20 protein-coding genes are annotated in these 21894 nt (G+C 56.7%); 8 read left to right on the top strand and 12 right to left on the bottom strand.

The window, feature by feature from the left end; all coding sequences use genetic code 11:
- Positions 1-3: 3 nt before the first annotated feature.
- The 5 genes from RBB44_RS21515 to RBB44_RS21535 are packed head-to-tail and all read right to left on the bottom strand — an operon-like array spanning position 4 to position 6294.
- Positions 4-1635, bottom strand: a complete 1632-nt coding sequence (locus tag RBB44_RS21515; protein WP_306149624.1) for an acyl-CoA synthetase — start codon at positions 1633-1635, stop codon at positions 4-6.
- Positions 1622-3616: an acetyl/propionyl/methylcrotonyl-CoA carboxylase subunit alpha gene (locus RBB44_RS21520; protein WP_306149623.1), complete on the bottom strand. Its 1995-nt coding sequence runs from the start codon at positions 3614-3616 to the stop codon at positions 1622-1624. The genes RBB44_RS21515 and RBB44_RS21520 overlap by 14 nt, the downstream gene beginning before the upstream one ends.
- A 2-nt stretch (positions 3617-3618) precedes the next feature.
- Positions 3619-4041, bottom strand: a complete 423-nt coding sequence (locus RBB44_RS21525; RefSeq protein WP_306149622.1) for an ASCH domain-containing protein — start codon at positions 4039-4041, stop codon at positions 3619-3621.
- Positions 4042-4045: 4 nt separating this feature from the next.
- Complete coding sequence (locus RBB44_RS21530; RefSeq protein WP_306149621.1) at positions 4046-5653, bottom strand: carboxyl transferase domain-containing protein; 1608 nt, start codon at positions 5651-5653, stop codon at positions 4046-4048.
- Positions 5650-6294 (bottom strand): TetR/AcrR family transcriptional regulator, encoded by a 645-nt coding sequence (locus RBB44_RS21535; protein WP_306149620.1) that lies wholly within the window; start codon positions 6292-6294, stop codon positions 5650-5652. The genes RBB44_RS21530 and RBB44_RS21535 overlap by 4 nt, the downstream gene beginning before the upstream one ends.
- 187 nt (positions 6295-6481) lie before the next feature.
- On the opposite strand from RBB44_RS21535, the gene ppk2 reads away from it, so the two are divergent.
- Together ppk2 and RBB44_RS21545 are read left to right on the top strand one after the other, a co-directional pair.
- On the top strand, positions 6482-7387 hold the full coding sequence (gene ppk2, locus RBB44_RS21540; protein WP_306149619.1) for a polyphosphate kinase 2: 906 nt from the start codon (positions 6482-6484) through the stop codon (positions 7385-7387).
- A gap of 71 nt (positions 7388-7458) precedes the next feature.
- Positions 7459-8478, top strand: coding sequence for a Gfo/Idh/MocA family protein (locus tag RBB44_RS21545; protein ID WP_306149618.1), 1020 nt, complete (start codon positions 7459-7461; stop codon positions 8476-8478).
- Here RBB44_RS21545 and RBB44_RS21550 read toward each other — a convergent pair.
- A complete protein-coding gene (locus RBB44_RS21550; RefSeq protein ID WP_306149617.1) occupies positions 8475-9314 on the bottom strand; it encodes an MBL fold metallo-hydrolase in 840 nt (279 codons plus the stop codon). The genes RBB44_RS21545 and RBB44_RS21550 overlap by 4 nt on opposite strands.
- Positions 9315-9408: 94 nt before the next feature.
- On the opposite strand from RBB44_RS21550, the gene RBB44_RS21555 reads away from it, so the two are divergent.
- Positions 9409-10365 carry a GlxA family transcriptional regulator gene (locus RBB44_RS21555; RefSeq protein WP_306149616.1) on the top strand — a complete coding sequence of 319 codons (957 nt, stop codon included), beginning with the start codon at positions 9409-9411 and terminating at the stop codon, positions 10363-10365.
- 8 nt (positions 10366-10373) lie between these two features.
- Here the strand turns inward: RBB44_RS21555 and infC are convergent, their stop codons facing one another.
- Complete coding sequence (gene infC / locus RBB44_RS21560; RefSeq protein WP_133952177.1) at positions 10374-10913, bottom strand: translation initiation factor IF-3; 540 nt, start codon at positions 10911-10913, stop codon at positions 10374-10376.
- 305 nt (positions 10914-11218) lie between these two features.
- Here infC and RBB44_RS21565 point away from each other — a divergent pair, with 305 nt between their 5' ends.
- Complete coding sequence (locus RBB44_RS21565) at positions 11219-11683, top strand: translation initiation factor IF-3 (RefSeq protein ID WP_306149615.1); 465 nt, start codon at positions 11219-11221, stop codon at positions 11681-11683.
- Here the strand turns inward: RBB44_RS21565 and RBB44_RS21570 are convergent.
- Positions 11678-12058 (bottom strand): YkvA family protein, encoded by a 381-nt coding sequence (locus tag RBB44_RS21570; RefSeq protein ID WP_306149614.1) that lies wholly within the window; start codon positions 12056-12058, stop codon positions 11678-11680. The two genes, RBB44_RS21565 and RBB44_RS21570, sit on opposite strands and share 6 nt — an antisense overlap.
- 198 nt (positions 12059-12256) lie before the next feature.
- On the opposite strand from RBB44_RS21570, the gene RBB44_RS21575 reads away from it, so the two are divergent.
- A complete protein-coding gene (locus tag RBB44_RS21575) occupies positions 12257-12664 on the top strand; it encodes a DUF4399 domain-containing protein (RefSeq protein ID WP_306149781.1) in 408 nt (135 codons plus the stop codon).
- Between the two features lie 33 nt (positions 12665-12697).
- Here the strand turns inward: RBB44_RS21575 and RBB44_RS21580 are convergent, their stop codons facing one another.
- Entirely contained in the window at positions 12698-14371 is a 1674-nt protein-coding gene (locus RBB44_RS21580) for an acyl-CoA dehydrogenase family protein (protein ID WP_371932312.1), read from the bottom strand.
- 170 nt (positions 14372-14541) lie between these two features.
- Between RBB44_RS21580 and RBB44_RS21585 the strand changes: the two genes are divergently transcribed.
- Positions 14542-15426 (top strand): YihY/virulence factor BrkB family protein, encoded by an 885-nt coding sequence (locus tag RBB44_RS21585; protein ID WP_209176111.1) that lies wholly within the window; start codon positions 14542-14544, stop codon positions 15424-15426.
- Here RBB44_RS21585 and RBB44_RS21590 read toward each other — a convergent pair.
- On the bottom strand, positions 15423-16298 hold the full coding sequence (locus RBB44_RS21590) for a DMT family transporter (RefSeq protein WP_306149612.1): 876 nt from the start codon (positions 16296-16298) through the stop codon (positions 15423-15425). The genes RBB44_RS21585 and RBB44_RS21590 overlap by 4 nt on opposite strands.
- Positions 16299-16439: 141 nt before the next feature.
- On the opposite strand from RBB44_RS21590, the gene RBB44_RS21595 reads away from it, so the two are divergent.
- Together RBB44_RS21595 and RBB44_RS21600 are read left to right on the top strand one after the other, a co-directional pair.
- Positions 16440-18446 carry a methyl-accepting chemotaxis protein gene (locus RBB44_RS21595; protein WP_209176110.1) on the top strand — a complete coding sequence of 669 codons (2007 nt, stop codon included), beginning with the start codon at positions 16440-16442 and terminating at the stop codon, positions 18444-18446.
- A gap of 116 nt (positions 18447-18562) precedes the next feature.
- The gene (locus RBB44_RS21600) at positions 18563-19747 is read left to right on the top strand and encodes an NAD(P)/FAD-dependent oxidoreductase (RefSeq protein ID WP_306149611.1); all 1185 of its coding nucleotides are present in this window, start codon (positions 18563-18565) and stop codon (positions 19745-19747) included.
- Between the two features lie 88 nt (positions 19748-19835).
- Here the strand turns inward: RBB44_RS21600 and RBB44_RS21605 are convergent, their stop codons facing one another.
- Together RBB44_RS21605 and RBB44_RS21610 are read right to left on the bottom strand one after the other, a co-directional pair.
- Positions 19836-20633 carry an alpha/beta fold hydrolase gene (locus RBB44_RS21605; RefSeq protein ID WP_306149610.1) on the bottom strand — a complete coding sequence of 266 codons (798 nt, stop codon included), beginning with the start codon at positions 20631-20633 and terminating at the stop codon, positions 19836-19838.
- A gap of 30 nt (positions 20634-20663) precedes the next feature.
- Complete coding sequence (locus RBB44_RS21610) at positions 20664-21875, bottom strand: adenylate/guanylate cyclase domain-containing protein (protein ID WP_306156154.1); 1212 nt, start codon at positions 21873-21875, stop codon at positions 20664-20666.
- Between the last annotated feature and the right edge of the window lie 19 nt (positions 21876-21894).

The raw sequence follows: 21894 nt of genomic DNA on the forward strand, positions 1-21894 counted from the left end.
TCCTTAATCAATCTCAGCCGCGCGGGCGCGGAGCTCACGCCGGATGACCTTGCCGGTTGTGGTCATCGGCAGAGCGTCAACGAACTCGATTTCGCGCGGATATTCATGGGCGGCGAGCCGTATCTTGACGAAGTCGGCGATCTCCTTGGCCAAGGCGTCGGACGGTTCGACATCCTGCTTCAGGATGATGTAGGCCTTGACGATCTCGGTGCGCTGGGCATCGGGTTTGCCGATGACACCGGCCATTGCAACGGCGGGATGCTTGATCAGGCAGTCTTCGATCTCGCCGGGCCCGATCCGGTAGCCGGAGGAGGTGATGACATCATCGTCCCGGCCCACGAAACGGATCCAGCCGTCCTCATCCATCTCGCCCGTGTCGCCCGTCAGCAGCCAGTCACCGGCGAATTTCTTCTGCGTGGCGGCCTCGTTGTTCCAGTATTTTAAGAACATGACTGGATCGGGCTGTTTAACGGCGATATTGCCGAAGGTTCCGGATGGCAGAACCTCACCGGCATCATTGACAATGGCCAGCTCGTGCCCGGGCACAGCCTTGCCCATGATGCCGGGACGTGCGTCCATGATTTCAGAGCAGCTTGAAACGATCATGTTGCATTCGGTCTGGCCGTAGAACTCGTTGATTGTCCGGCCGAAGGTTTTGCGGCCCCAGTCGATGAGCTCGGCACCGAGGGTTTCGCCGCCGGAGGCGACAGTTCGCAAATTCAACTGCCAGCGGTCTTCCGGGGCATCGAGCTGGCGCATCATCTTCAACGCCGTTGGTGGGATGAAAGCGTTGCGGATATTTTGGTCTTGTAGCAGCTGGAAGGCCGCTTCCGCCGTGAACTTCTTGAAACGGCAGGCCACGACCGGGACACCGAGATAAAGCGCCGGCATCAGCACGTCCAGCAGGCCGCCAATCCAGGCCCAGTCCGCAGGTGTCCAGATGCGGTCCTCTGGCTGACCGAGAAAGTCATGACTCATCTCAACCCCGGGAAGGTGTCCGAGCAAAACCCGGTGCCCGTGGAGTGCGCCCTTTGGCTGCCCGGTCGTACCTGAGGTGTAGATGATGATGGCCGGGTCATCTGGCTGCGTGTCGACGGGTTCGAAGGTCTCTTCGTGACCTTCCATTGAGGCCCAAAGATCATCAGCGCCATGGTGCGCGCCATCTGCACAAAAGACGGTTGTCAGTTCGGGCAAGCTGCCGTGGACTTTTTCAAGCTTCGCCGCACCGCTTTCATCCGTAATGACGGCCTTGGCACCAGAATCCTTGAGCCGGTATTCCAGGGCTTCTTCGCCGAAGAGGACGAACAGCGGGATGGAAATCCCGCCGAGTTTCAGCGCTGCGATATGAGCAAAGGCTGTTTCCGGGCGCTGCGGCATCAAGATGCCGATCCGGTCACCCTGCTGAATGCCCCGGCTCTTCAGGAGGTTGGCCAGCTGATTGGAAAGCCGTTTCAACGCGCCATAGGAATAGCTGTGAGCGGGTTGGCCTTCTTCAGCATAAACCAGAGCTTCGCGGCGCGGTTCCTTGTCGGCCCAGGCGTCACAAATCGCGACACCGATGTTGAACCGTTCCGGGATCGGCCACGAAAACCTCTCGGTCAGCTCCTTGTAGGTTTTTGCCTCAGGCAGCAGCATCGGCTTCCTCCGCAAGAACCAGAAGGATCGTTCCGTCGGTCACCTGTTCGCCCTCATTGACCATCACTTCACCAATGACCCCATCGCGCGGGGCTTTCAGCGTGTGTTCCATTTTCATGGCTTCCAGAATGATCAAGGGCTGATCCTTGGTGACCGCATCGCCGGCCTTGGCGTTTAGCATTTTGACAAGGCCTGGCATTGGGGCAATCAGCTGATCGCCCGCACCGGCAGCTTCCTCATCAGAGCTCAGCGCGTCCGGCAGTCCAACCGTGAAGGCATGGCCGGACATGAAGACCGTAAGTCCCTTGCCATCGTGAACCACGGAACCGGAAGCCCGGTGGCCGTTGCTGTCATACGTGATGGTGCTGCCATCCACCTGCACCAGGGTGAAATCCTTCGGGCCGCTGCTGAGATGCACGGTGAACTTGTTTTGGCCCTGGGCGTGAACCTCAACATCCCTGCGCTCACCGGCAATTTCGAGAAGCGCGAACTGACGTGAGGCACTCCAGATTCGCCATCCAGCGAGTGTTTCGAACGGATCGTTGCCCTCTGCTGGACTGGTAAGGCCAAGCGCGGTCAGCGCGGCAAGCGCGATTGCGTCTTCCGGAATCTCCGGTTCGGCGATCAGGCTTTCCAGATCGCGGTCGATCAGGCCGGTGTCGACATCGCCCTTGGCAAAGCCTTCGTGGCGGCAAAGCGCTGCCAGGAACCCGGCGTTGGTGACACACCCGGCAACCTCGGTGGCCTCCAGGCTGGCGAGCAACTTGCCAAGCGCGGCATCACGGGACGGGCCGTGCACGATCACCTTCGCGATCATTGGATCATAGAAGGGGGAAATCTCGTCTCCTGCTCGGACACCACTGTCGACGCGGGCCTGGGTTTCTGGAAGAACGAGGTGCTCCAATGTGCCAATCGCAGGCAAGAAGCCTTTCGGTGCATCTTCCGCATAAAGGCGGGCCTCAAAAGCCCAACCGTTGATCGAAAGATCTTCTTGCGACTTTGGCAGGGGCTCTCCGGAGGCAACACGCAGCTGCCACTCGACGAGGTCCTGTCCGGTGATCAGCTCTGTTACCGGGTGCTCAACTTGCAGACGGGTGTTCATCTCCATGAAATAGAAGCGGTCGGCGCGCAGACCTTCGGAGACGTCAACGATGAATTCGATGGTGCCGGCACCGGAATAGTTGATCGCCTTGGCCGCCTTAACGGCCGCCTCACCCATGGCCGTGCGCATCTCTTCCGGCATACCGGGGGCCGGAGCCTCCTCAATGACCTTTTGGTGGCGCCTTTGCAGCGAGCAGTCGCGCTCAAACAGATGCACGGCATTGCCATGATTGTCGCCGAAGACCTGGATTTCGATGTGCCGCGGCTTGGCGACATATTTCTCAATGAGGACCCGGCCATCACCAAAGCTTGCCTCGCCTTCGCGCTGGGCGGACTTGAGCGCGGAGATAAAGTCTTCCGCCCGTTCAACCTTGCGCATACCTTTGCCGCCGCCACCGGCGCGGGCCTTGATCAGGACCGGATAGCCGATCTTGCCGGCCTGGATTTGCAGAAAGCCCGGATCCTGGGTCTCCCGGTGGTAGCCCGGCACGACCGGAACGCCGGCCTTTTCCATCAGTGCCTTGGCGGCGTCCTTCAGGCCCATGGCGCGGATGGCATCCGCGCTCGGACCGATGAATATGATCCCGGCTGCGTCCAGGGCGTCCACGAAGTCCGGGTTTTCCGACAGGAAGCCGTATCCCGGGTGGACCGCCTCTGCGCCGCTTTGTTTGCAGACCTCGATGATCTTGGCGATCTGCAGATAGCTCTCGGAGACCGGAGCCGGACCGATGCGGTACGCTTCGTCGGCCATTGCAACATGTTTGGCGTTTGCATCGGCGTCGGAATAGACGGCTACGGTTTTAACGCCGAGTTCGCGGGCTGTTTCCATGACCCGGCAGGCGATTTCACCACGGTTGGCAATGAGGATTTTCTTAAACATTGTCAGATGCCTTCCGTCTTAAGGTCTTCAACCACTTTGAATCGTTCGCACACGAGCATCATTTCCGGATCAAAGCCGCCATTGCGCTCGAAATAGCTCTGGTGGTCTTTTTGCCAGCCTTCGAGTGTGTCGTTCTCACCTTCTGCAAGTGCAAAGTCCGCCAACACATCGCAAAAACGGGTTTGGGTCAGTTCGAGCGTTTCAACGACGAGGGCCGGAGACCCGTCCCAGTTGAGAACGATATCCGTGCGTCCGACTTCGGGCATCGCTTCGCCGCCGTCTGCAAAGTCGCGCAAAGCACCGCACGTCGCGGTCTTTTTACCTGCGCGGACCAAGCCGATCAGAAAACTGCTGAGTTCGGGTCCGTCGCCGAACTTGAAGGTTTCTGCCCCCGGATATTTCTTTTTGAGTTCTTCCAAGGTCATCACATCACATCCGGAACAGGCCAAATTTGGTGTCTTCGATCGGGGCGTTCAGGGACGCCGACAAAGAAAGACCCAGAATGTCGCGGGTTTTACGCGGATCGATGATGCCGTCATCCCAAAGCCGGGCTGAGGCATAGAGCGGGTGACCCTGTTCCTCGAACTGGTTGATGATCGGCTGTTTGAATTCGGCTTCGTCTTCCTTGGACCAGCTGCCGCCCTTGCGCTCGATACCGTCGCGGCGAACAGTTGCCAGAACGCCGGCGGCCTGTTCCCCGCCCATGACAGAGATGCGCGAGTTCGGCCAGGTCCACAGGAAACGCGGCGAATAGGCCCGGCCACACATGCCGTAGTTGCCGGCACCAAAAGACCCGCCGACCAGCATCGTGATTTTCGGTACCTTCGTCGTGGCAACGGCGGTTACCAGCTTGGCACCGTCCTTCGCGATCCCGCCACTTTCGTATTTCTGGCCGACCATAAAGCCAGTGATGTTCTGCAGGAACACCAGAGGGACCTTACGCTGGGAGCAGAGTTCGACGAAATGCGCGCCCTTGACCGCGCTTTCGGAGAAGAGAACGCCGTTGTTGGCGATGATGCCGACCGGCATGCCGTGAATATGGGCAAAGCCGCAGACCAGCGTGGTGCCATAACGGGCTTTGAACTCGTCGAACCTTGAGCCGTCAACCACGCGGGCAATGACTTCGCGAATGTCGTAGGGGGTCTTCAAATCCGCCGGGACGACGCCGAGAATTTCCTCCGGATCATAGAGCGGATCTTCGGGCGTCTGCAGCGCAAGCTGCGAGGCCTTGGTACGGTTCAGGCTGGCGATGGACCGGCGAGCAATGGCAAGCGCATGCGCGTCATCACGCGCAAGGTGATCGGCAACGCCGGACAGGCGGGTATGGACGTCACCGCCGCCAAGGTCCTCCGCGGAGACTTCTTCCCCGGTGGCCGCTTTCACCAGTGGCGGACCGGCAAGGAAAATGGTGCCCTGGTTCTTGACGATGATGGTTTCGTCCGACATGGCCGGAACATAGGCGCCGCCCGCCGTGCAGGAGCCCATCACGACCGCGATCTGGGCAATGCCTTTCGCCGACATGTTGGCCTGGTTGTAGAAGATCCGGCCAAAGTGGTCACGGTCCGGGAACACCTCGTCCTGGTTGGGCAGGTTGGCACCGCCGCTGTCGACCAGATAGACGCATGGCAGGTTGTTCTGCTCGGCGATTTCCTGGGCGCGCAGGTGCTTCTTCACGGACAGTGGATAGTAGGTGCCGCCTTTGACCGTTGCGTCATTGGCCAGGATCATGACGTCCTGTCCCTCGACCCGGCCAATACCCGCAATCATACCGGCCGACGGTGCTGCGCCATCATACATGTCGTGGGCGGCCAGCATGCCGACTTCCAGAAACGGCGAGCCCGGATCCAGCAAACGCGAGACACGTTCGCGCGGCAGGATCTTGCCGCGGGAGACATGGCGCTCACGGGCGGTTTCTCCGCCGCCGTCCAGTGCTGTTTGTGCAGCGGCCTTGATTTGCGCCATGGCGTCTTCATGCGCGGCCTTGTTGGCGGTGAACTCGGCGCTCTTGGGCGATAGGCTCGATTTGAGGATGCTCATGCCATCCGGTCTCCGGTGTCTGGATTGCCAGGATTATCGTTCGTTTCTGGGGCGATGCTTTTGCGCACCATGTTCAGGTAAAGCGTTTCGATCTCTTCTTTCGACAGATCGCCGCCGGGTCGGTACCAAGCCGGAATACCGGTCAACATGGCGATGATCGCGCGGGTCGTAACTTTGGCGTTGTCGATGTGATAGCGGCCGCTTGCTGCGCCTTCGCTCAAGATCTCTGTCAGAATGGTTTCATAGCGCCGGCGCTCGGCCTCGACGATCGCGAAGTTCTCGGCATCAAGGCTGCGCAATTCCATATAGGCGATGAAGACTTCATCTGCGCGTTCCAGGTGATACCGGATGTGAAATCGCACAAAGCGTTCGATCGGGTCGGTTTCATCCGGGAAATCTGCAGTGTCCCAAGCCGCCAGCAAGTCGGCCATGTGGCTCAGCATCAAGTCTTTCAATATGTGCTGCTTGGTGGGGAAGTGATTGTAGAGCGCACCCGGCTGAACGCCGACCTGGGTTGCGATGTCCCGCATGGATACGGCTGCGTATCCTGACGCCGCAAAGAGCCGCAGGGCCGCTTTTCGAACCTTTTCTGCAGTTTCCAGGCCGCGTTGCCGCGGCTGCGGGCGTGCTGATAGCGCCATGACGTCTCCTCCACTTGCGTCATATTAATGAACGTTCATTCATTTAGCAAGTGGATTCCGAGGTATGGACTTTGAGGGAGCGCATTGCGACGGTTCATCGACTGACGCTAGTGTCAAACTCCTGTCATGGATTTCGGGCTCTCAGTGCAGGTGAGACGCGTTTATATTATGCATAAGGAACAGTCGGATGAGTGAGGACGCCAAGACCTGGGTGGAAAACGAGTGGGCCGACAGCATGGATGAAGAACTCGAGATGGAAATCGATGATTTCCTGATCGCCAAGGATCTTCAGTACATTGCTGATAAGAAGCACAAATCCCCCCTCGACCGGAAAACCTATTTCCACGAGCTGTTGATGCTCCAGGCAGAGCTGGTGAAGCTGCAAGACTGGGTTCAGCATACCGGCGAAAAGATCGTCGTCATATTCGAAGGCCGGGATGCTGCTGGCAAAGGCGGTGTGATCAAGCGGATCATGCAGCGCCTTAACCCGCGGGTTGCCCGTGTTGTTGCCTTGCCGGCGCCGTCAGACCGCGAAAAGAGCCAGTGGTATTTTCAGCGTTATGTGCCGCATCTGCCGGCGGCTGGTGAGATGGTGCTGTTCGATCGCTCCTGGTACAACCGGTCAGGCGTTGAACGCGTGATGGGGTTCGCGTCAGAAGATCAGGTCGAGGAATTTTTCAACGACGTTCCGGAATTTGAGCGCATGCTGGTCCGATCCGGCATCCGGCTGATCAAATACTGGTTCTCCATCACCGATGAAGAGCAGCAGCTGCGCTTTCTGATGCGCATTCATGATCCGTTGAAGCAGTGGAAGCTGTCGCCGATGGATCTGGAATCCCGCGTGCGTTGGGAAGACTATACCAAGGCCAAGGAAGAGACGTTCGAGCGGACCAACATTCCCGAAGCGCCGTGGTTCATCGTGGAAGGGAACGACAAGAAGCAGGCCCGCCTCAACTGCATCAGCCATCTCTTGTCGATGTTACCGTACGAAGACGTACCGCATGATCCGATTACCCTGCCGGAACGCCGGTTTAATCCGGACTACGAGCGTAAAGTGCTGCCGGAACACCTTTACGTGCCTGATAAATACTGATTGTTTTGGTAGAAGAAATTGGCAATCCCGGCCATTGGCCGGGATTTTTGTTTGAGTTGCAGGAGATAAACATGAGCGGCACGAAGCAAATCCGGTGGGGCGTTCTGTCAACGGCAAAAATTGGCCGGGAGAAGGTCATTCCTGGGATAAAATCGTCCCAGACCGGATATGTTGCTGCTATTGCTTCCCGCGGCCTCGAGCGTGCCCAAGATGCGGCCGATCAGCTAGGAATTCCCAAAGCCTATGGGACCTACGAGGACCTTCTGGCCGATCCGGATATCGATGCGATCTACAATCCGCTGCCGAACCATTTGCATGTGCCTTTGACCCTGCAGGCGGCAGCTGCCGGAAAACATGTCCTGTGCGAGAAGCCGATTGCGCTCAACGCGGACGAGGCACGTCAGCTTCTGCGTGCGCAGGAAGATCGACTAATTGCGGAAGCCTTTATGGTACGCGCCCATCCGCAATGGATCAGAGCCTGTGATCTGGTCCGGTCTGGAGAATTGGGCGAGTTGAAAGCGATCCAGGGGTTCTTCAGCTATTTCAACGCGGACCCGGCGAACATCCGAAACAATGCCGAAATCGGCGGTGGCGCGCTGCTCGATATCGGGTGCTACACGATGCTGGCCGGCCGGTATTTCTTTGACGCTGAGCCGCAACGTGTTGTTGCGCTGATCGACCGGGATCCGGAATTCGGAACTGACCGGACAACGAGTGCCATGCTGGACTTCGGGCAGGGCCGTCATTTGAGTTTCACCGTGTCCACCCAATTGACGCCGCACCAGCGTTTCCAGCTTGTTGGAACGAAGAAGCGGCTCGAACTTCTTATTCCCGTCAACGCGCCGCAAGGGGGGGCAACCGAATTGAGGCTCGATGACGGGTCAAAGCTCGGAGATGGGTCCGCGGTGACCGAGAACATCGCGCCTTGCGATCAGTATGCCGAAATGGCAGATGTCTTCGGCCGTGCCATTCTTGGTGAAGTACCCCTTTCTTTTGGGGTGGAGGACGCAATCCAGAACATGGCAGTTCTGGATGCGTTGTTTCAATCCGCAAAGGACGGTGGTTGGGTGTCTCTCAGCCAGAGCACCTAAGCCAAAGGCTCGAAGTGATATCCGCCGCTGCCGGTTGCTGTCAGTGTGCCGAAGTCCGGGGCCTCAAGATGGGTTGCCGCGAAAGGGATCTGCTCGGCGGCGAGTTCGGCAAATAGAGTATTCCGGGTTGCTGCCGCTGTCTCAGGCGCGCTGTCCAACGCATAGTGGACGTCAGGATTAGCAAACTGCAGAACGCCGGACACCAGGGCATCCCCCAGCAGCATCACCTGTTTGCCGCCACTTGAGATCCTGACGACCTGATGGCCGGGCGTGTGTCCGGGGGCACTCGTGACATGAATTCCATTTTCCAGGTCCGCATCCCCGTCATGAAGTTTGATTTGGGAGGCGATTGGGCGTGCCAAGGACTGGATCAGTTGGACGATGGGTCTTTTGTCCTCCGGTACGGCCTCCACCAGGTTTTCGTCGGTCCAGAACGCCCACTCGCTGTTTTGAAGGTGGACAGTTGCATTAGGAAACAAGCTTTGACCGTCCGCAACCAGGCCGCCGATGTGGTCGGCATGCATGTGAGTCAGAATGATGTCTGTGATGTCGTTGGCCGCGCTTATTAGGGAAGACCCCGATGCCGTGATGAATCCGGTCTCGGGAAAACGCGCTTTTAGCCAAGTTCCGGACCCGGCATCCACGAGGACTTTTTTGGGTCCAGTTTCGATCAGCCAGCATGTTGCGCCAAATCGGGTGGTCGGACTGACCGCCTGGATCTCTTCATCGCTTGCATTGGAGAAATAGGCGGCAGGAATATCGAGGTGGCCATCTGTAAGTGGCGTGATGGCGATGTCGCCGACGTTCAGAGGGCTTGTGGTGCTAGCATTAGACATGAGGGCTCCATGAATTTCCATTGTCCTCGAACATAGAATAGGCGCCGATGGGTGCGATTGGCGCAAATGACAAATCTTGTGCTAGATACGCCAGATGGTGGCACGCTCCTACAGTTTGGCGATTTTGGCTTATCCGGGATGTCTTCAATCGGCCGTCCTGGGGCTTCAGGATGTGCTTGGGTATGCCGCAAGTATTTCGGAGCATTCGGTTGCCGTTGAAACGATCTCGACCTTTGTGCCGGGAGGCCGTTCGTTCGACGCACTGATCCTGCCGCCCTCTGCGGCGGAAGTGCGTGCAGCCGATGTGCCGGAATTGCCAGGATACACGGCTTACCAGCACGGGAAGGGTGCGGTTGTCTGTTCAGCCTGCACCGGGGTTACCTTTGTCGCAGAAGCCGGAATTGCTGCCGGACGGCCGGTAACCACGCATTGGGGGCTGGAGCAGAGACTGTCCAAGCGCTACCCCGACATGTCCTTCAATACCGATCAATTGTTGATCGAATACAGCGACCTCATCACGGCCGGTGGTTTGATGGCCTGGGTTGATCTTGGTCTGGTGGTCATCGAACGGTTTCTCGGGTACATCGTTGCCGCACGCACGGCTGGCTATTTCATCGTCGACATGCGCCGCCGGGACCAGCGCCGGTTCAGGCGTTTCTCACCGCATCTACGGCATGGCGATGCGGCTATCTTAAAATCACAACACCTGATCGACGCGCGATATGCAGATGTCCTGAGCGTTAAGGAAATTGCCAGCGCTTCCGGGCTGCCGGATCGCACGTTTTTGCGCCGGTTCAAGGCTGCGACAGGGATGACGCCCAATGGATACTTGCAAGAGTTGCGTATAGAGCGGGCAAGGGGTTTGCTAATCGAAACGGGCCGGACTGTATCGGAAATTTGCTTTGCCGTCGGTTATCAGGATCCACCGTCTTTCAGTCGGCTCTTCACAAAACTGACGGGGCTCACTCCAAACGCCTTTCGCAAACATTTTGCCCGCCATGATGGGCAACAAAAAACCCCGCCGATTGGCGGGGTTCTGCAACGTTTCTGACAGGTCGCTTACTTAATCGGAGCCAAGACCATAACCATTTGGCGGCCTTCCAGCTTCGGATGGGATTCCACCTTGGCAATCTCCGAGGTCTCATCACGAACCTTGTGCAAAAGCTTCATGCCGAGATCCTGGTGCGCCATTTCGCGGCCCCTGAAACGGAGCGTGACCTTCACCTTGTCGCCGTCGTTGAAGAAGCGCAGCATGTTTTTCATCTTCACCTCATAATCATGGGTGTCGATGTTCGGACGCATCTTGATCTCCTTGATCTCGACGGTCTTCTGCTTTTTGCGGGCTTCTGCAGCTTTCTTCTGTGCCTGATATTTGTATCGGCCGTAGTCCAGAATTTTGCAGACCGGCGGATTGGCATTCGGCTGGATTTCTACAAGATCCAGACCGGCATCCATGGCGATATCCATCGCCTCTTCGGTCGATATTACGCCGCGGTTGGCGCCTTCGTGGTCAATAAGCTGGACTTCGCGAACGCGAATTTCTTGGTTTGTGCGCGGGCCTTCCTTAGTGGGAGGCGGGGCGCGGAACGGACGGCGAATGGTCGCAAACTCCTCTGCGGTTTCAGTTTAATTGGCTTTCAAGCCGTTGTTTATACGCAAGCGGCCCCGGAACGTTCGCTCCAAGGGTCTCGCCGCGTCTTCTCGAACGCCAAGCCCCAAGCTCGTGCCAAACGCCCAAAAAGTCAACCAAAAACACCGATCTTGGGCCTTTGACAGATCTTTTTTGAGCGGCGTGCGACCTTGTTACATTTTCAATCTTGCTCGACGCTGTAAATCAGTGGCGTCTTGCAATTGGATGGTCCGGGCGCCAATTTGACCCTCCATTGCCGAAGCAGGAGATCCGATTGAACGGAACGTTGTTCATCTGGCAGCTCATCAAAATCATCGTGGGCTTTGTCATAGCCGTTATCGCCTGCGGATTGTTTTTGTCCTGGGGGCTGTTTCAGCCTGGATCTCCGCAGGCCGATCCCGCTGCGTTTGCGGCCATGATCGGAACGGCGTTTGTCACTGCGAGCGTCCTGGGCGCTGTTGCGTTCGTCCCTGCAGTTTGTGTCATCCTGGTTTCCGAAATCGCGCGGTTGTCAGGGATTGTTTTTCATGTTGCAAGCGCCGGTGCCATCGCCTTTCTACTCTGGACTCTTGATGGGACAACGGACGCTGGGTTAAGGCCCGGTAGTCCAGTCGTGCTGGCAGCCGGCTTCGTATCCGGGGCTGTTTACTGGATCATTGCAGGACGGACCGCCGGGAGCTGGCTTCCGCGGACAAAAGGTCTACCGCATGACGAGAAAGCAACGGACGAAGACTTATAGTTCTCCGTCCTCCAAAGCATCTTTGGCGGCCTGGTAATGGTCCGGCCGAATATGGGCCCGGATCATCGAAATCGCTGCCATCAGCACCGTTGCATCATCTCCAAACCCGACGCCCAGGATGAAATCCGGCACCACGTCGAGCGGTAAAACAAAATAGGCCAAAGCAGCAAGCAAGGTCCCGCGCACCTTTGTCGGCGTGGCAGGATCAAGCGCGCAATAGTACCCGGCGACAACATCTTCCATAAACGGAACTTGGCGCGCCGCCTTCCGGGCTGTTTTTAACAGTTTCTGACGGACCGTTTCATTTTGTTCCTCTTCCGGTCCGAGAATTTCCGGGTCGAATCCCAGATCTTCAAATGGGGATGAGGAGGTCATTTCAACGTAATTCCTGTTCGCGGCATACAAATGATATGGGCATGTGAGCCAGAATTACAAATAAAGTTTACCAAGCGTTCCTGGCATCTTTGTGTGATTATTGTCACTTTCATCAGTGATGAGAAGCGTAATGTTTAGGCTGAGGGGCGTTTCTTTAACGGGAGGATCGTTATGAGATCATATTTTCAATCTTCTGCGATGGCTTTGTGTCTCGTCTTGCCATTAGCGGTTTCGGCAAATGCCGGTGAAACCCCATCCCCGGACGGTGCGAAGGTCTATTTCATCAATTTGAAGGACGGTGACAGTGTCAAAGGCCCGGTCTTTATCCAGTTCGGCTTGACCGGAATGGGCGTGGCGCCGGCCGGTATTGAAAAAGAAAAAACCGGCCATCACCATTTGATTATCGATGAAACGATTGAAGGCGAAGAACTCAACGAAGCCATCCCGGCCGATGACAATCACAAACACTTTGGTGGCGGGCAGACCGAAACCACAGTTGAGTTGGCGCCCGGCGAACACACGCTGCAGCTGGTTTTGGGCGACTGGAGTCACATCCCACACAACCCGCCAGTAATGTCCGAGCGGATCACGATCACGGTTGAATAGAAAAAGGGCGCCGATTGGCGCCCTATTGTTTGATCATGCGTTGCCGCGGGTTTCCAGCAATCGGCGGGCGATAACTTGTGCCTGGATCTCGGCTGCACCTTCAAAGATGTTCAGGATCCTTGCATCGCACAGCACGCGGGAGATGGCGTATTCAAGAGCGAAGCCATTACCGCCATGGATCTGCAGTGCGTTGTCCGCAGCGGCCCACGCGACACGGGCCCCAAGCAGTTTGGCCATGCCAGCTTCCAGGTCGCAGCGCTTGCCGGAATCTTTCTGCCAGGAGGAGAAATACGTCAGCTGACGGGCAATCATGGTCTCGGTCGCCATGAGTGCGAGCTTGTCGGAAACGCGCGGGAAACTAATCAACGCCTTGCCGAACTGAACGCGATCCTCTGCGTAGCGCAGTCCGATATCCAGTGCGGATTGCGCAACACCAATGGCGCGGGCAGCGGTCTGGATTCGGGCGCCCTCAAATGTCTGCATCAGCTGTTTGAAACCTTCGCCTTCAACCTGACCCAGCAGGTTTTCCGACTTTACTTCGAAATCATCGAAGGCGATCTCGTATTCCTTCATGCCGCGATAGCCAAGAACCTCGATCTCGCCGCCGGTCATGCCGTCTGCCGGGAATGGATCTTCATCCGTTCCGCGCGGCTTTTCGGCAATAAACATCGACAAGCCCTTGTATCCGGGTTCAGACGGATTGGTTCGGGCCAAGAGGGTCATGATGTCTGCGCGCACCGGATGGGTGATCCAGGTCTTGTTGCCCGATATCTTCCAGGTGTCGCCGTCCTTCACCGCCCGTGTCTTGAGCGAGGCAAGGTCTGAGCCGGTATTCGGTTCGGTAAAGACGGCGGTCGGCAGGATTTCGCCGGAGGCGATTTTCGGAAGCCAATACTCTTTCTGCTCCTGGGTGCCGCCACACAGGATGAGTTCAGCGGCGATTTCCGACCGAGTACCAAGCGAGCCGACGCCGATGTAAGCGCGCGAGAGCTCCTCGGAAACAACACACATTGCTTCTTTACCGAGGCCGAGACCGCCATATTCCTCTGGGATCGTCAGACCGAAAACGCCGAGTTCCGACATCTGGCTGACGACTTCGAGCGGAATGTATTCGTTTTTCAAATGCCACTCATGAGCATTGGGCACGACAGTGTCTTCAGCAAACTTCCGCATTTCGTTGCGGATCTGCTCCATGGTTTCATCGAGACCGCCATCGCCGAAAGTCGACTGTCCTGCCTGAGCCCGGATCAGCTCCGTGAGACCTTCGCGAACTTCAATGGTGTTGCCTGTCGCAATGACGGCATCCATGTCTGCGGTCCGGAACGAGCGGGCCTCGTCATCGGAAATGCCAAGATCGGCAAGGCGGACGAATTCCCCCTGGTTCATCGGGATGCCGCCGAAAATCTGCGCCACGTATTCCGCAAAGCCGAGCTGAACGATCTTGTCTTCCAGATCGCCGTAGCGACCGCTCTCGTACAACCGCTGTGCATAGGCATCAAGCTGGCGGAGCGCTTCGACATATGTTGCAAGCCATGCCAGCCCGTGTGTTGCGCGTTGTTCTTCTTCCATCCGGCTGGAAGAAATCCGCCCGTCCACCGTGACGAGCTCGCGCACACGCTGCGCTGCGAGATCAAGGAGACCGTCCAATTTATGGACGATCGCGTTGGTTCGCTCAGATAGAGTCGGCTGCATTTCTGCGGCCTTCATGGCTGCGGTGGACATTGGTATCTCCGTTTTCATTTGTTGCGCGCGCGCGCGTTTTCTTGAAGCTATGTTGCGTCGCACACCGTGCTTTGTCGAGCCAAATCTTGTTGGTCTTTCGAAGGGGGCTGTCATAACGAGGGCACAGACTTGACGACAGCTCCCGGCCAAGCAACATGAAACCTATGAGTCTTTACCTTTTTGCCAAGGCGTCTTTTGCTGTGCTGAAAGATGCAATCGGTCATTTTTCACGTGATGACGGCTTTGCAATGGCCAGCCATGTGGCGTTGTCCGGCCTGCTCGCGATTTTCCCTTTGCTGATCTTCATTGCGTCACTTGCGGGTTTTTTTGGAATGGTCGGTGCGGCAGACACGGTGTCTGAACTTGTGTTCGACGCCTGGCCGAAAACTGTTGCGGCCCCTGTGGTCCGTGAAATCGAAAATGTACTGACGGTACCCCGCAGTGACTTACTCACCTTTGGTGCGGTGGCCGCATTGTGGTTTGCATCCAATGGGGTCGAGGCGCTTAGAACGGCGCTGAACCGGGCCTACCGGCAGGTTGAAAAGCGGTCCTTTATCCTGTTGCGCATTCAATCGCTGGCTCTTGTGATCCTGGGCGCGGTGATCCTGCTGGCCTATACGTTTCTTGTCGTTCTTGCGCCGCTTGGGATCGAGGCTCTCAGAGGATTTGTGCCTCAGGTCGAAACATTTCTGTTGTCGATCAACATTGCCCGCTACACGCTGGCCGGGTCATTGTTGATTGTCGGGCTTTTCATGACGCACTGGTTGCTGCCCTCTGGAAAGCGGTCGTTTTCAGACATCTGGCCGGGCGTGATTGCCACGCTGCTCTTGTGGATCGTTTCAGGCAGTGCCTTCGGGGCGTATCTCGCCCGGTTTGCCAATTATGTCTCAACATATGGCGGCCTGGCGGGGATCATGACCGCGCTTATTTTCCTATATATCTGCTCGCTCGCCTTCATCTTGGGCGGCGAGCTCAATGCCGCGATCGCGCGGCAACGTGCCTTCCGCGATCGTCAATTGGGTCGGCAGCAGCAGGCTTAGGTCCGTTTAGGAGCCGCGCGGATCATCAAGACCGCGCCGACCACCAAAGCCATGCCAGCGATCTGGATCATTGAGAGGGTTTCTCCAAACAGGAAGTAGCTCTCAATGGCTGTTGCGACCGGCACGAGGTAAAACAGGCTCGCCACTTGCGAAACCGCGCCTTGGCGGATGAGCAGCATCAACAACATGATCGCGCCGATCGACAGCACCAAAACAAGCCAGGCAAGCGCTACGATCAACTCGCCCGACCACGTGATTTGCCAAGTCTCGAAAAGGCTGAGTGGTGTTGTGACCAAAAGGGCGCCGACATATTGCCAGAAGGTCGCTGCCAGAAGATCGGTGTTGGGTACGAAGCGCTTTTGATAAACCGTGCCAACACTGATTGCGATAACAGAAAAGAAGACAACACTGATCGTAACGAGTGTGATGCCAGACCCGGCTAGATCAAACCTGGGTCCAAGCACAAGACCGAGGCCGCTCAGGCCAATCGCCATACTGATCCAGTGTTTGCGACTGATCACTTCTCCGATCATACCAACTGCAAAAATCGCGGTTAGAACCGGCTGCAATCCGACGATAATGGCTGAAGCTCCAGCAGGCATGCCTTGCTTGATGGCCCAGAAAACGCCGCCCAGGTAGATTCCGTGGACCAGCATGCCGGTCACGATGCAGTGGCCAATTGCCTTTTTGTCATTCGGCCAGGATTTCACCCAAAACAGACCGAGAATGAACAAAATGGGCAGGACCGCAGCGAACCGGACCGTCAGGAAAGCCATTGGTTCGATGTACGGCGCGCCCAGCTTTGAACCGATAAAACCGGTCGACCATAGAAGAACAAAAAGCGCAGGGGCAATTTTGGCCAGATATGCCAAGTCAATCTCCGGGGGTGGTTCGCCAAACCAGCAAAGTGGTCGATGAGGGGAAATGAAAAAGAATGATTTTCAGATTAACCGGAAATTGGCAATTTTAGCTAACTCTGAGGAAACACTATTTCTCTCAGGGGACATAAGCCAGTGGCAATCGGTGCGCAATCAACTTTTGGAGTTTTGTCCAAACTCTCGGTCAAAGTGCGGGTTATGGCGCTCAGCCTCGTGACAGTCGTTGGCCTCGTCATTATCGGCGGGGTCTATTTCTGGAGCCAGGGCGAGCTGAATTCGGCTTTTAGCAGGATGAACCAAAGCGCCGATCTGGCCGAAGAAGTGGCAGCGCTCTCTGAGACGGCAGCACGGCTGCAGATTATTGAAAATCAATATTTTGCAGCGCCCTCTGCCGAAGCGTTTCAAAGATTCACTACCGAAATGGTTGTCGCGACGGATTTGGTTGCCAAGCTGGAAAACAATCCTGCCGCGGCGAGCTACGCCGCCCAGGTTGCCGATGTGAAGGATACGTTAGAGGGCACAAGCGGCGCGTTCGAGATGCTGGACAGCGTCCGGCAGCAAATCGGATATACGAACCAGGACGGGCAGCTTGCACGCCTCGATTCGCTCACTGGTGCAGTGAAAGATCGTTTGTTTGAAGAAATGAAGTTTGGCGGTGGCCCGGACTTTGAAAAGCTGGCGCGCGCTATTCTCGCCGTGCAGCTCGCGGAAAAAGAATTCACCCTCAACAGCACGCCCGAAGCAATTGGTGTTTTCGATGAGCAGTTTGCTGCGTTCGAGAAACTGCTCAAGAGGGTCTACATTCAAGATGCGATCAAGAAAGAGCTCGCCGATAACATGACGGCGTATCAGGAGACGTTTGCCCAGTATACGGCAGCGGTTGAGCAAGAGACGAGCAGCACCGCCCTCCTGGAAAACCTTTTTCAACTGGTGCCACCACACATCGACGCTCTGAATGCCGCTGCAAAAGACCTGCAGGCGCAGGCTGCCACTCAACTCGAGACAGCCCGGTCGATCGCAACATATGCAATTGGCGGGACCATTCTTGGTTTGCTGATCTTGTTGCCCGCAATCGCATTTTTGGTTGGTCAATCGGTAGCCGGACCGTTGGCGCATCTCCAGAAAGCCATGGAAGCTCTGGCGGGTGGTCAGACAGACATCGCCTTGCCGGAAGCAAAGGGTAAAACTGAACTTGCTGCCATTGCCCGAACGGTTTTGGTCTTCCGGGACAATGCGGTCGAGAGATCGCAGCTTGCAGCAGCCCAGGAACAGGAAAACAAGGCCCGTGAAGAACGTGTCGCCCGTCTGGAAGACATTATCGGCCGGTTTGAAGGCACGGTAACTGACGCGCTCGGAAGTTTGGACCGGGCCAATGACGAATTGCGCCAGACCTCCCAATCAATGGAACAGGCGGCCGACGATGTGGCGGACCAATCGTCTGGTGCAACGGGTGCGGTGAGAACAGCTGCGGAAAATGTCACATCGGCTGCCCAGTCTGCGGACGAATTGGCAGCCTCGATTGCCGAGATCTCAAATCAGGCAACCCGGTCTACGGAAGTTGCTCAGCAAGCCGTTTTAAGTGCCTCCACAACGGTTTCGACCATGCAGGAGCTCTCCAGCGCGGCAGAACGGATCGGCGAAGTCATGAGCCTGATCCGGGATATTGCAAGTCAAACCAATCTGCTCGCTCTGAACGCGACCATCGAAGCCGCGCGTGCCGGTGAAGCCGGTAAGGGCTTTGCGGTTGTTGCTGCCGAGGTCAAGCAATTGGCTGATCAGACATCGAAAGCGACGGAAGAGATCGCGATCCAGATTGAAGCCATCCAGGGATCGTCCGGTCACGCTGTGCAGGCCATTGAGGATGTCAGCAAAATTATCTCCGACATGGAAAACCTGGCATCGTCGGTTGCAGATTCCGTTCAGCATCAGGATCAGGCGGTCCGAGAGATTTCCGACAACGTTTCTAGTGCGTCTCAGCGGTCTGATGAAGCAGCCGATCGTATGACGAGCGTTGGATCCGCTGCAGAACTTGCCCGAACCAATGGTGCTGAGGTCGATAAACTGGCGCAATCCCTGTCTCAGCAGGGCGGGCTGATCCGTCAGGAAATCGCGACATTCCTGCAAGGTGTTCGCAGCGCCTAACGCATAGGCGAGAAGTTTCAAAAGCCGCTTTGCCAACCGGGACTTAATGCCCCGCTGGCGGGCGGCTTTTCTTCGTGCTAGGGACGAGTCTGATTGCACGAAGAAGGTGAAACGGGATGCAGGAAGAGATCGTCATAGTCGGGGCTGGTCAAGCTGGTGCCCAAGTCGCTCAATCGCTTCGTCAAGGTGGTTTTGAAGGCGCGTTGCGGCTCATCGGCGACGAGGCTCATCCACCTTATCAACGCCCGCCACTATCCAAAAAATTCCTGGCTGGTGAAATTGGCGCCGAAGGGCTTTGGCTCCGGCCGCCAGCGTTCTACACGACCAACACCATCGACCACATCCCAAATACAAGTGTCGTTGGGATTGACCGGTCGGCAAAACGTGTTCAGCTGGAAAACGGCGACACCATATCTTACGGAAAACTGGTCCTTGCGACGGGAACCAAAGCGCGTCTCCTTCCAATCAAAGGCTCTGAAAAAGACGGCGTGGTCACATTGCGCTCCATTGGCGATGTTGATGCGATCCGTTACCGTTTGTCGAAGAGCCAGAACCTCGTCATCATCGGTGCCGGTTACATCGGTCTGGAGGTCGCTGCAGTGGCCCGCGCGCTCGGCAAGGATGTCTGCGTGATTGAAGCTCAGGACCGGCCGATGAAGCGGGTAGTGAGCGAAACTGTGTCGGGCTTTTTCGCGAAACTGCATTCCGATAATGGCGTTCAACTGCGTTTGAACACAGGCATTGAAGCGCTTGAGGGTGGAGAGGCGGTCGAATCCATCAAGCTGAGCAATGGAGACAGTGTCCCGGCCGACCTTGTGCTTGTCGCCGTTGGCGCCGAGCCAAATGATCAACTGGCCGCAGATGCGGGGCTGGATACAGACAACGGTGTTCTTGTTGATGGTGCAGCTCAGACAAGCGATCCGGACATCTATGCCGTTGGCGATTGCACCCGGTTTTATTCTGGGCGGTATTCACGCTCTGTGCGGATGGAAAGCGTCCAAAATGCGATTGATCAGGCCAAAATCGCGGCCCAGGCGTTGCTGGGGCAGGAGGTCGATTATGATCCCTTGCCGTGGTTCTGGTCGGATCAGTATGAAATCAAGCTGCAGATCGCGGGCCTGTCGGAAGGGTATGACAAGACAATCGTTGTCGGCGACCCAGCCGCTAAAAAGTTCTACGTTGCGTATCTGAAAGAAAATGCACTTATTGCGGTCGACAGCATCAATTCACCGCGCTCGCACATGATGGCGCGGCGGGTGATCGGCGAGATCTGGCGGGACGACCTGCTCCCGGACGCATAGACGATCAGCTATTGAATACAGGAGCGTTAGCGTTGAAAACCGATAACGCTCCTGCAAGACCCCTCAGCATGTCGGCTGGCCGAGCGCCTTATTCTGCAGCCGCGTTTTGAAGAATGAGGCGGGTGGTGTCTTTTGGTATTTCCAGATGCACCATGTGACCAACGCGCTCAAAGATGTGCGTGGCAACAATGCCAGGCAGCTTGTGCGCCTGCCGTGTCGGTAGAACACGGTCCTGAGTTCCCCAAAGCACCTTGATCGGCATTGGAAGCGCTGCCATGTCGTCCCGCGGCAAAGTCTTTTGCACGGAGCCGTCGATGATTTCGTCGGCGATCGCCGACAGAGTTGCCGCGCCTCCTGGCCGGGCCCGGCTTTCTGCAGCGGTTTTTGCGAGGAATTTGGGAAGCTTGAATTCCCAGCCGAAGAACTGCTCGAGAAGAACTTCCATTTCCGCTGTCTCAGAGGCAACCGCATAGCGCCGCAAAAGCCGATGATTGATTTCCGGCCCAAATCCACCGGGCGCCAAAAGCGTAAGACTGGCAACCAGCTCCGGTGCACGCAGGGCAACCAATGCGGCAACGGCGCCACCCATAGAATGGCCAACCAGATGCACGCGTTTCAATTCCAGCGCTTCAAGGGATTGTGTGACAGCTTTTGCCGAAATCCCAGCGTGACCAACCTTGGGCCAATCCAGTGCTTCGCCGTGACCGGGCAGATCAAACGCCAGAGAGCGTTTGCGGCTGGCAAGACCAGTTTGAATGTTCACCCAGGTTTGGCGGTCTCCGCCAAAGCCGTGCAGCAAGATGACAGGCGCGCCGTCATCTCCGGTCTCGCAGACTTGTTCGCGAAAGGGCAGGGTCGTGCGGGGATTTGGGCGAAGGTCTGTCATGGGTATCCGTTTGGTATCAAGAAATTGAGATCAGGAGTGTGGTGCGCCGGGAACGGGCAGAGGTTCAAGTGAAAAAAGCGGTTGGCGGTCGGTAAAGCCGTCCAGCTCATAGGCTCCAGCATTTTGTGCGCGATCGCCCGCAAATTCAGCGATTTCACTGGTCATGAGAACGTCGGACTTGATCCGCTTGGTCAGATGTTCAATCCGCGCGGCGGCGTGAACCGTTTGACCAATAACCGAGAAGGTCAGCCGGTTTGCAACGCCGATATTGCCGAACATGACACGGCCGGTCGAAAGAGCGATGCCTGCGTTCATTGTGTGATCGGTAGAGACGGTTTTGTTGATGTCATGGAGCCGCCGCCGGGTCTCATCCGCCGCCGCAATGGCCCTTTGGACCGCTTCTGAGAGTGATCCCTTTTGTGTTGGGAAGACACCCAGAACCGCATCGCCGATAAAGTCGAGGACTTCGCCGCCCTGCTGGAGAACCGCGCCAGCAGTTGCTTCAAAATATGTATTCAGCCACTTGAGATAATCTTCGGGACCCAGGGCATCTGCAATTGCCGTGGAATTGCGCATGTCACTGTAATAGATCACCGCATCGATGGTCTCGCCATCTCCATGGCGGATTTGTCCATTCAGTACTTTGGTTCCTGCGATGCTGCCGAGGTATGTTTCGGCGATGATTTTTGTGATGTGGCCTTGAAGCACGGCCCTTGCGGCTAGGGCGAGCCGTTTCTGGATATAGTGTATCGCGTTGAGGGCATCTTCAGAAAACCCGTCTTCTTCCCGAGTTGCCCAGCTTAGGATGATCCCGGTGTTTGGATACTCACCTTTGATCGCAGGTATCTCCATGTGGGTCGGTATAACCAGGTAATCCGTGTAACCCTCCGAGGCCAGACGGTTCAGGAGCGGAAATTCAGTTTGTGCATTGGCATTGGTCAATCGCCGGCGAAGCATCGGCTCTTCATTGATCAAAACGGCTCGAATGGGGCTTTGCAGCCAGTCTTCCGTATCTTCTTCGGAGTGCTCGATCTTTTCATGGTAGACCTCGCCGCCGTTTTCCCAAAAGGCGATTTCCGCTTCAATCATGGGGTGAAGCGTCGACCAGACAAGAATTGCGCGATCGACTGGAACGTGGCATTGGCGCAAGCGTTCACACATTTCTGCAAAAAGGGTGGTCATATCCGGGTCGCCGAGTGCCTCGCCGATCAGCCAATCCTCGATGTCATCTATTTCCATCATGTCGATCATGCGGGGAGGT

The sequence above is a fragment of the Roseibium sp. MMSF_3247 genome, assembly GCF_030733765.1.
In the GTDB taxonomy this organism is placed as follows: Bacteria; Pseudomonadota; Alphaproteobacteria; order Rhizobiales; family Stappiaceae; genus Roseibium.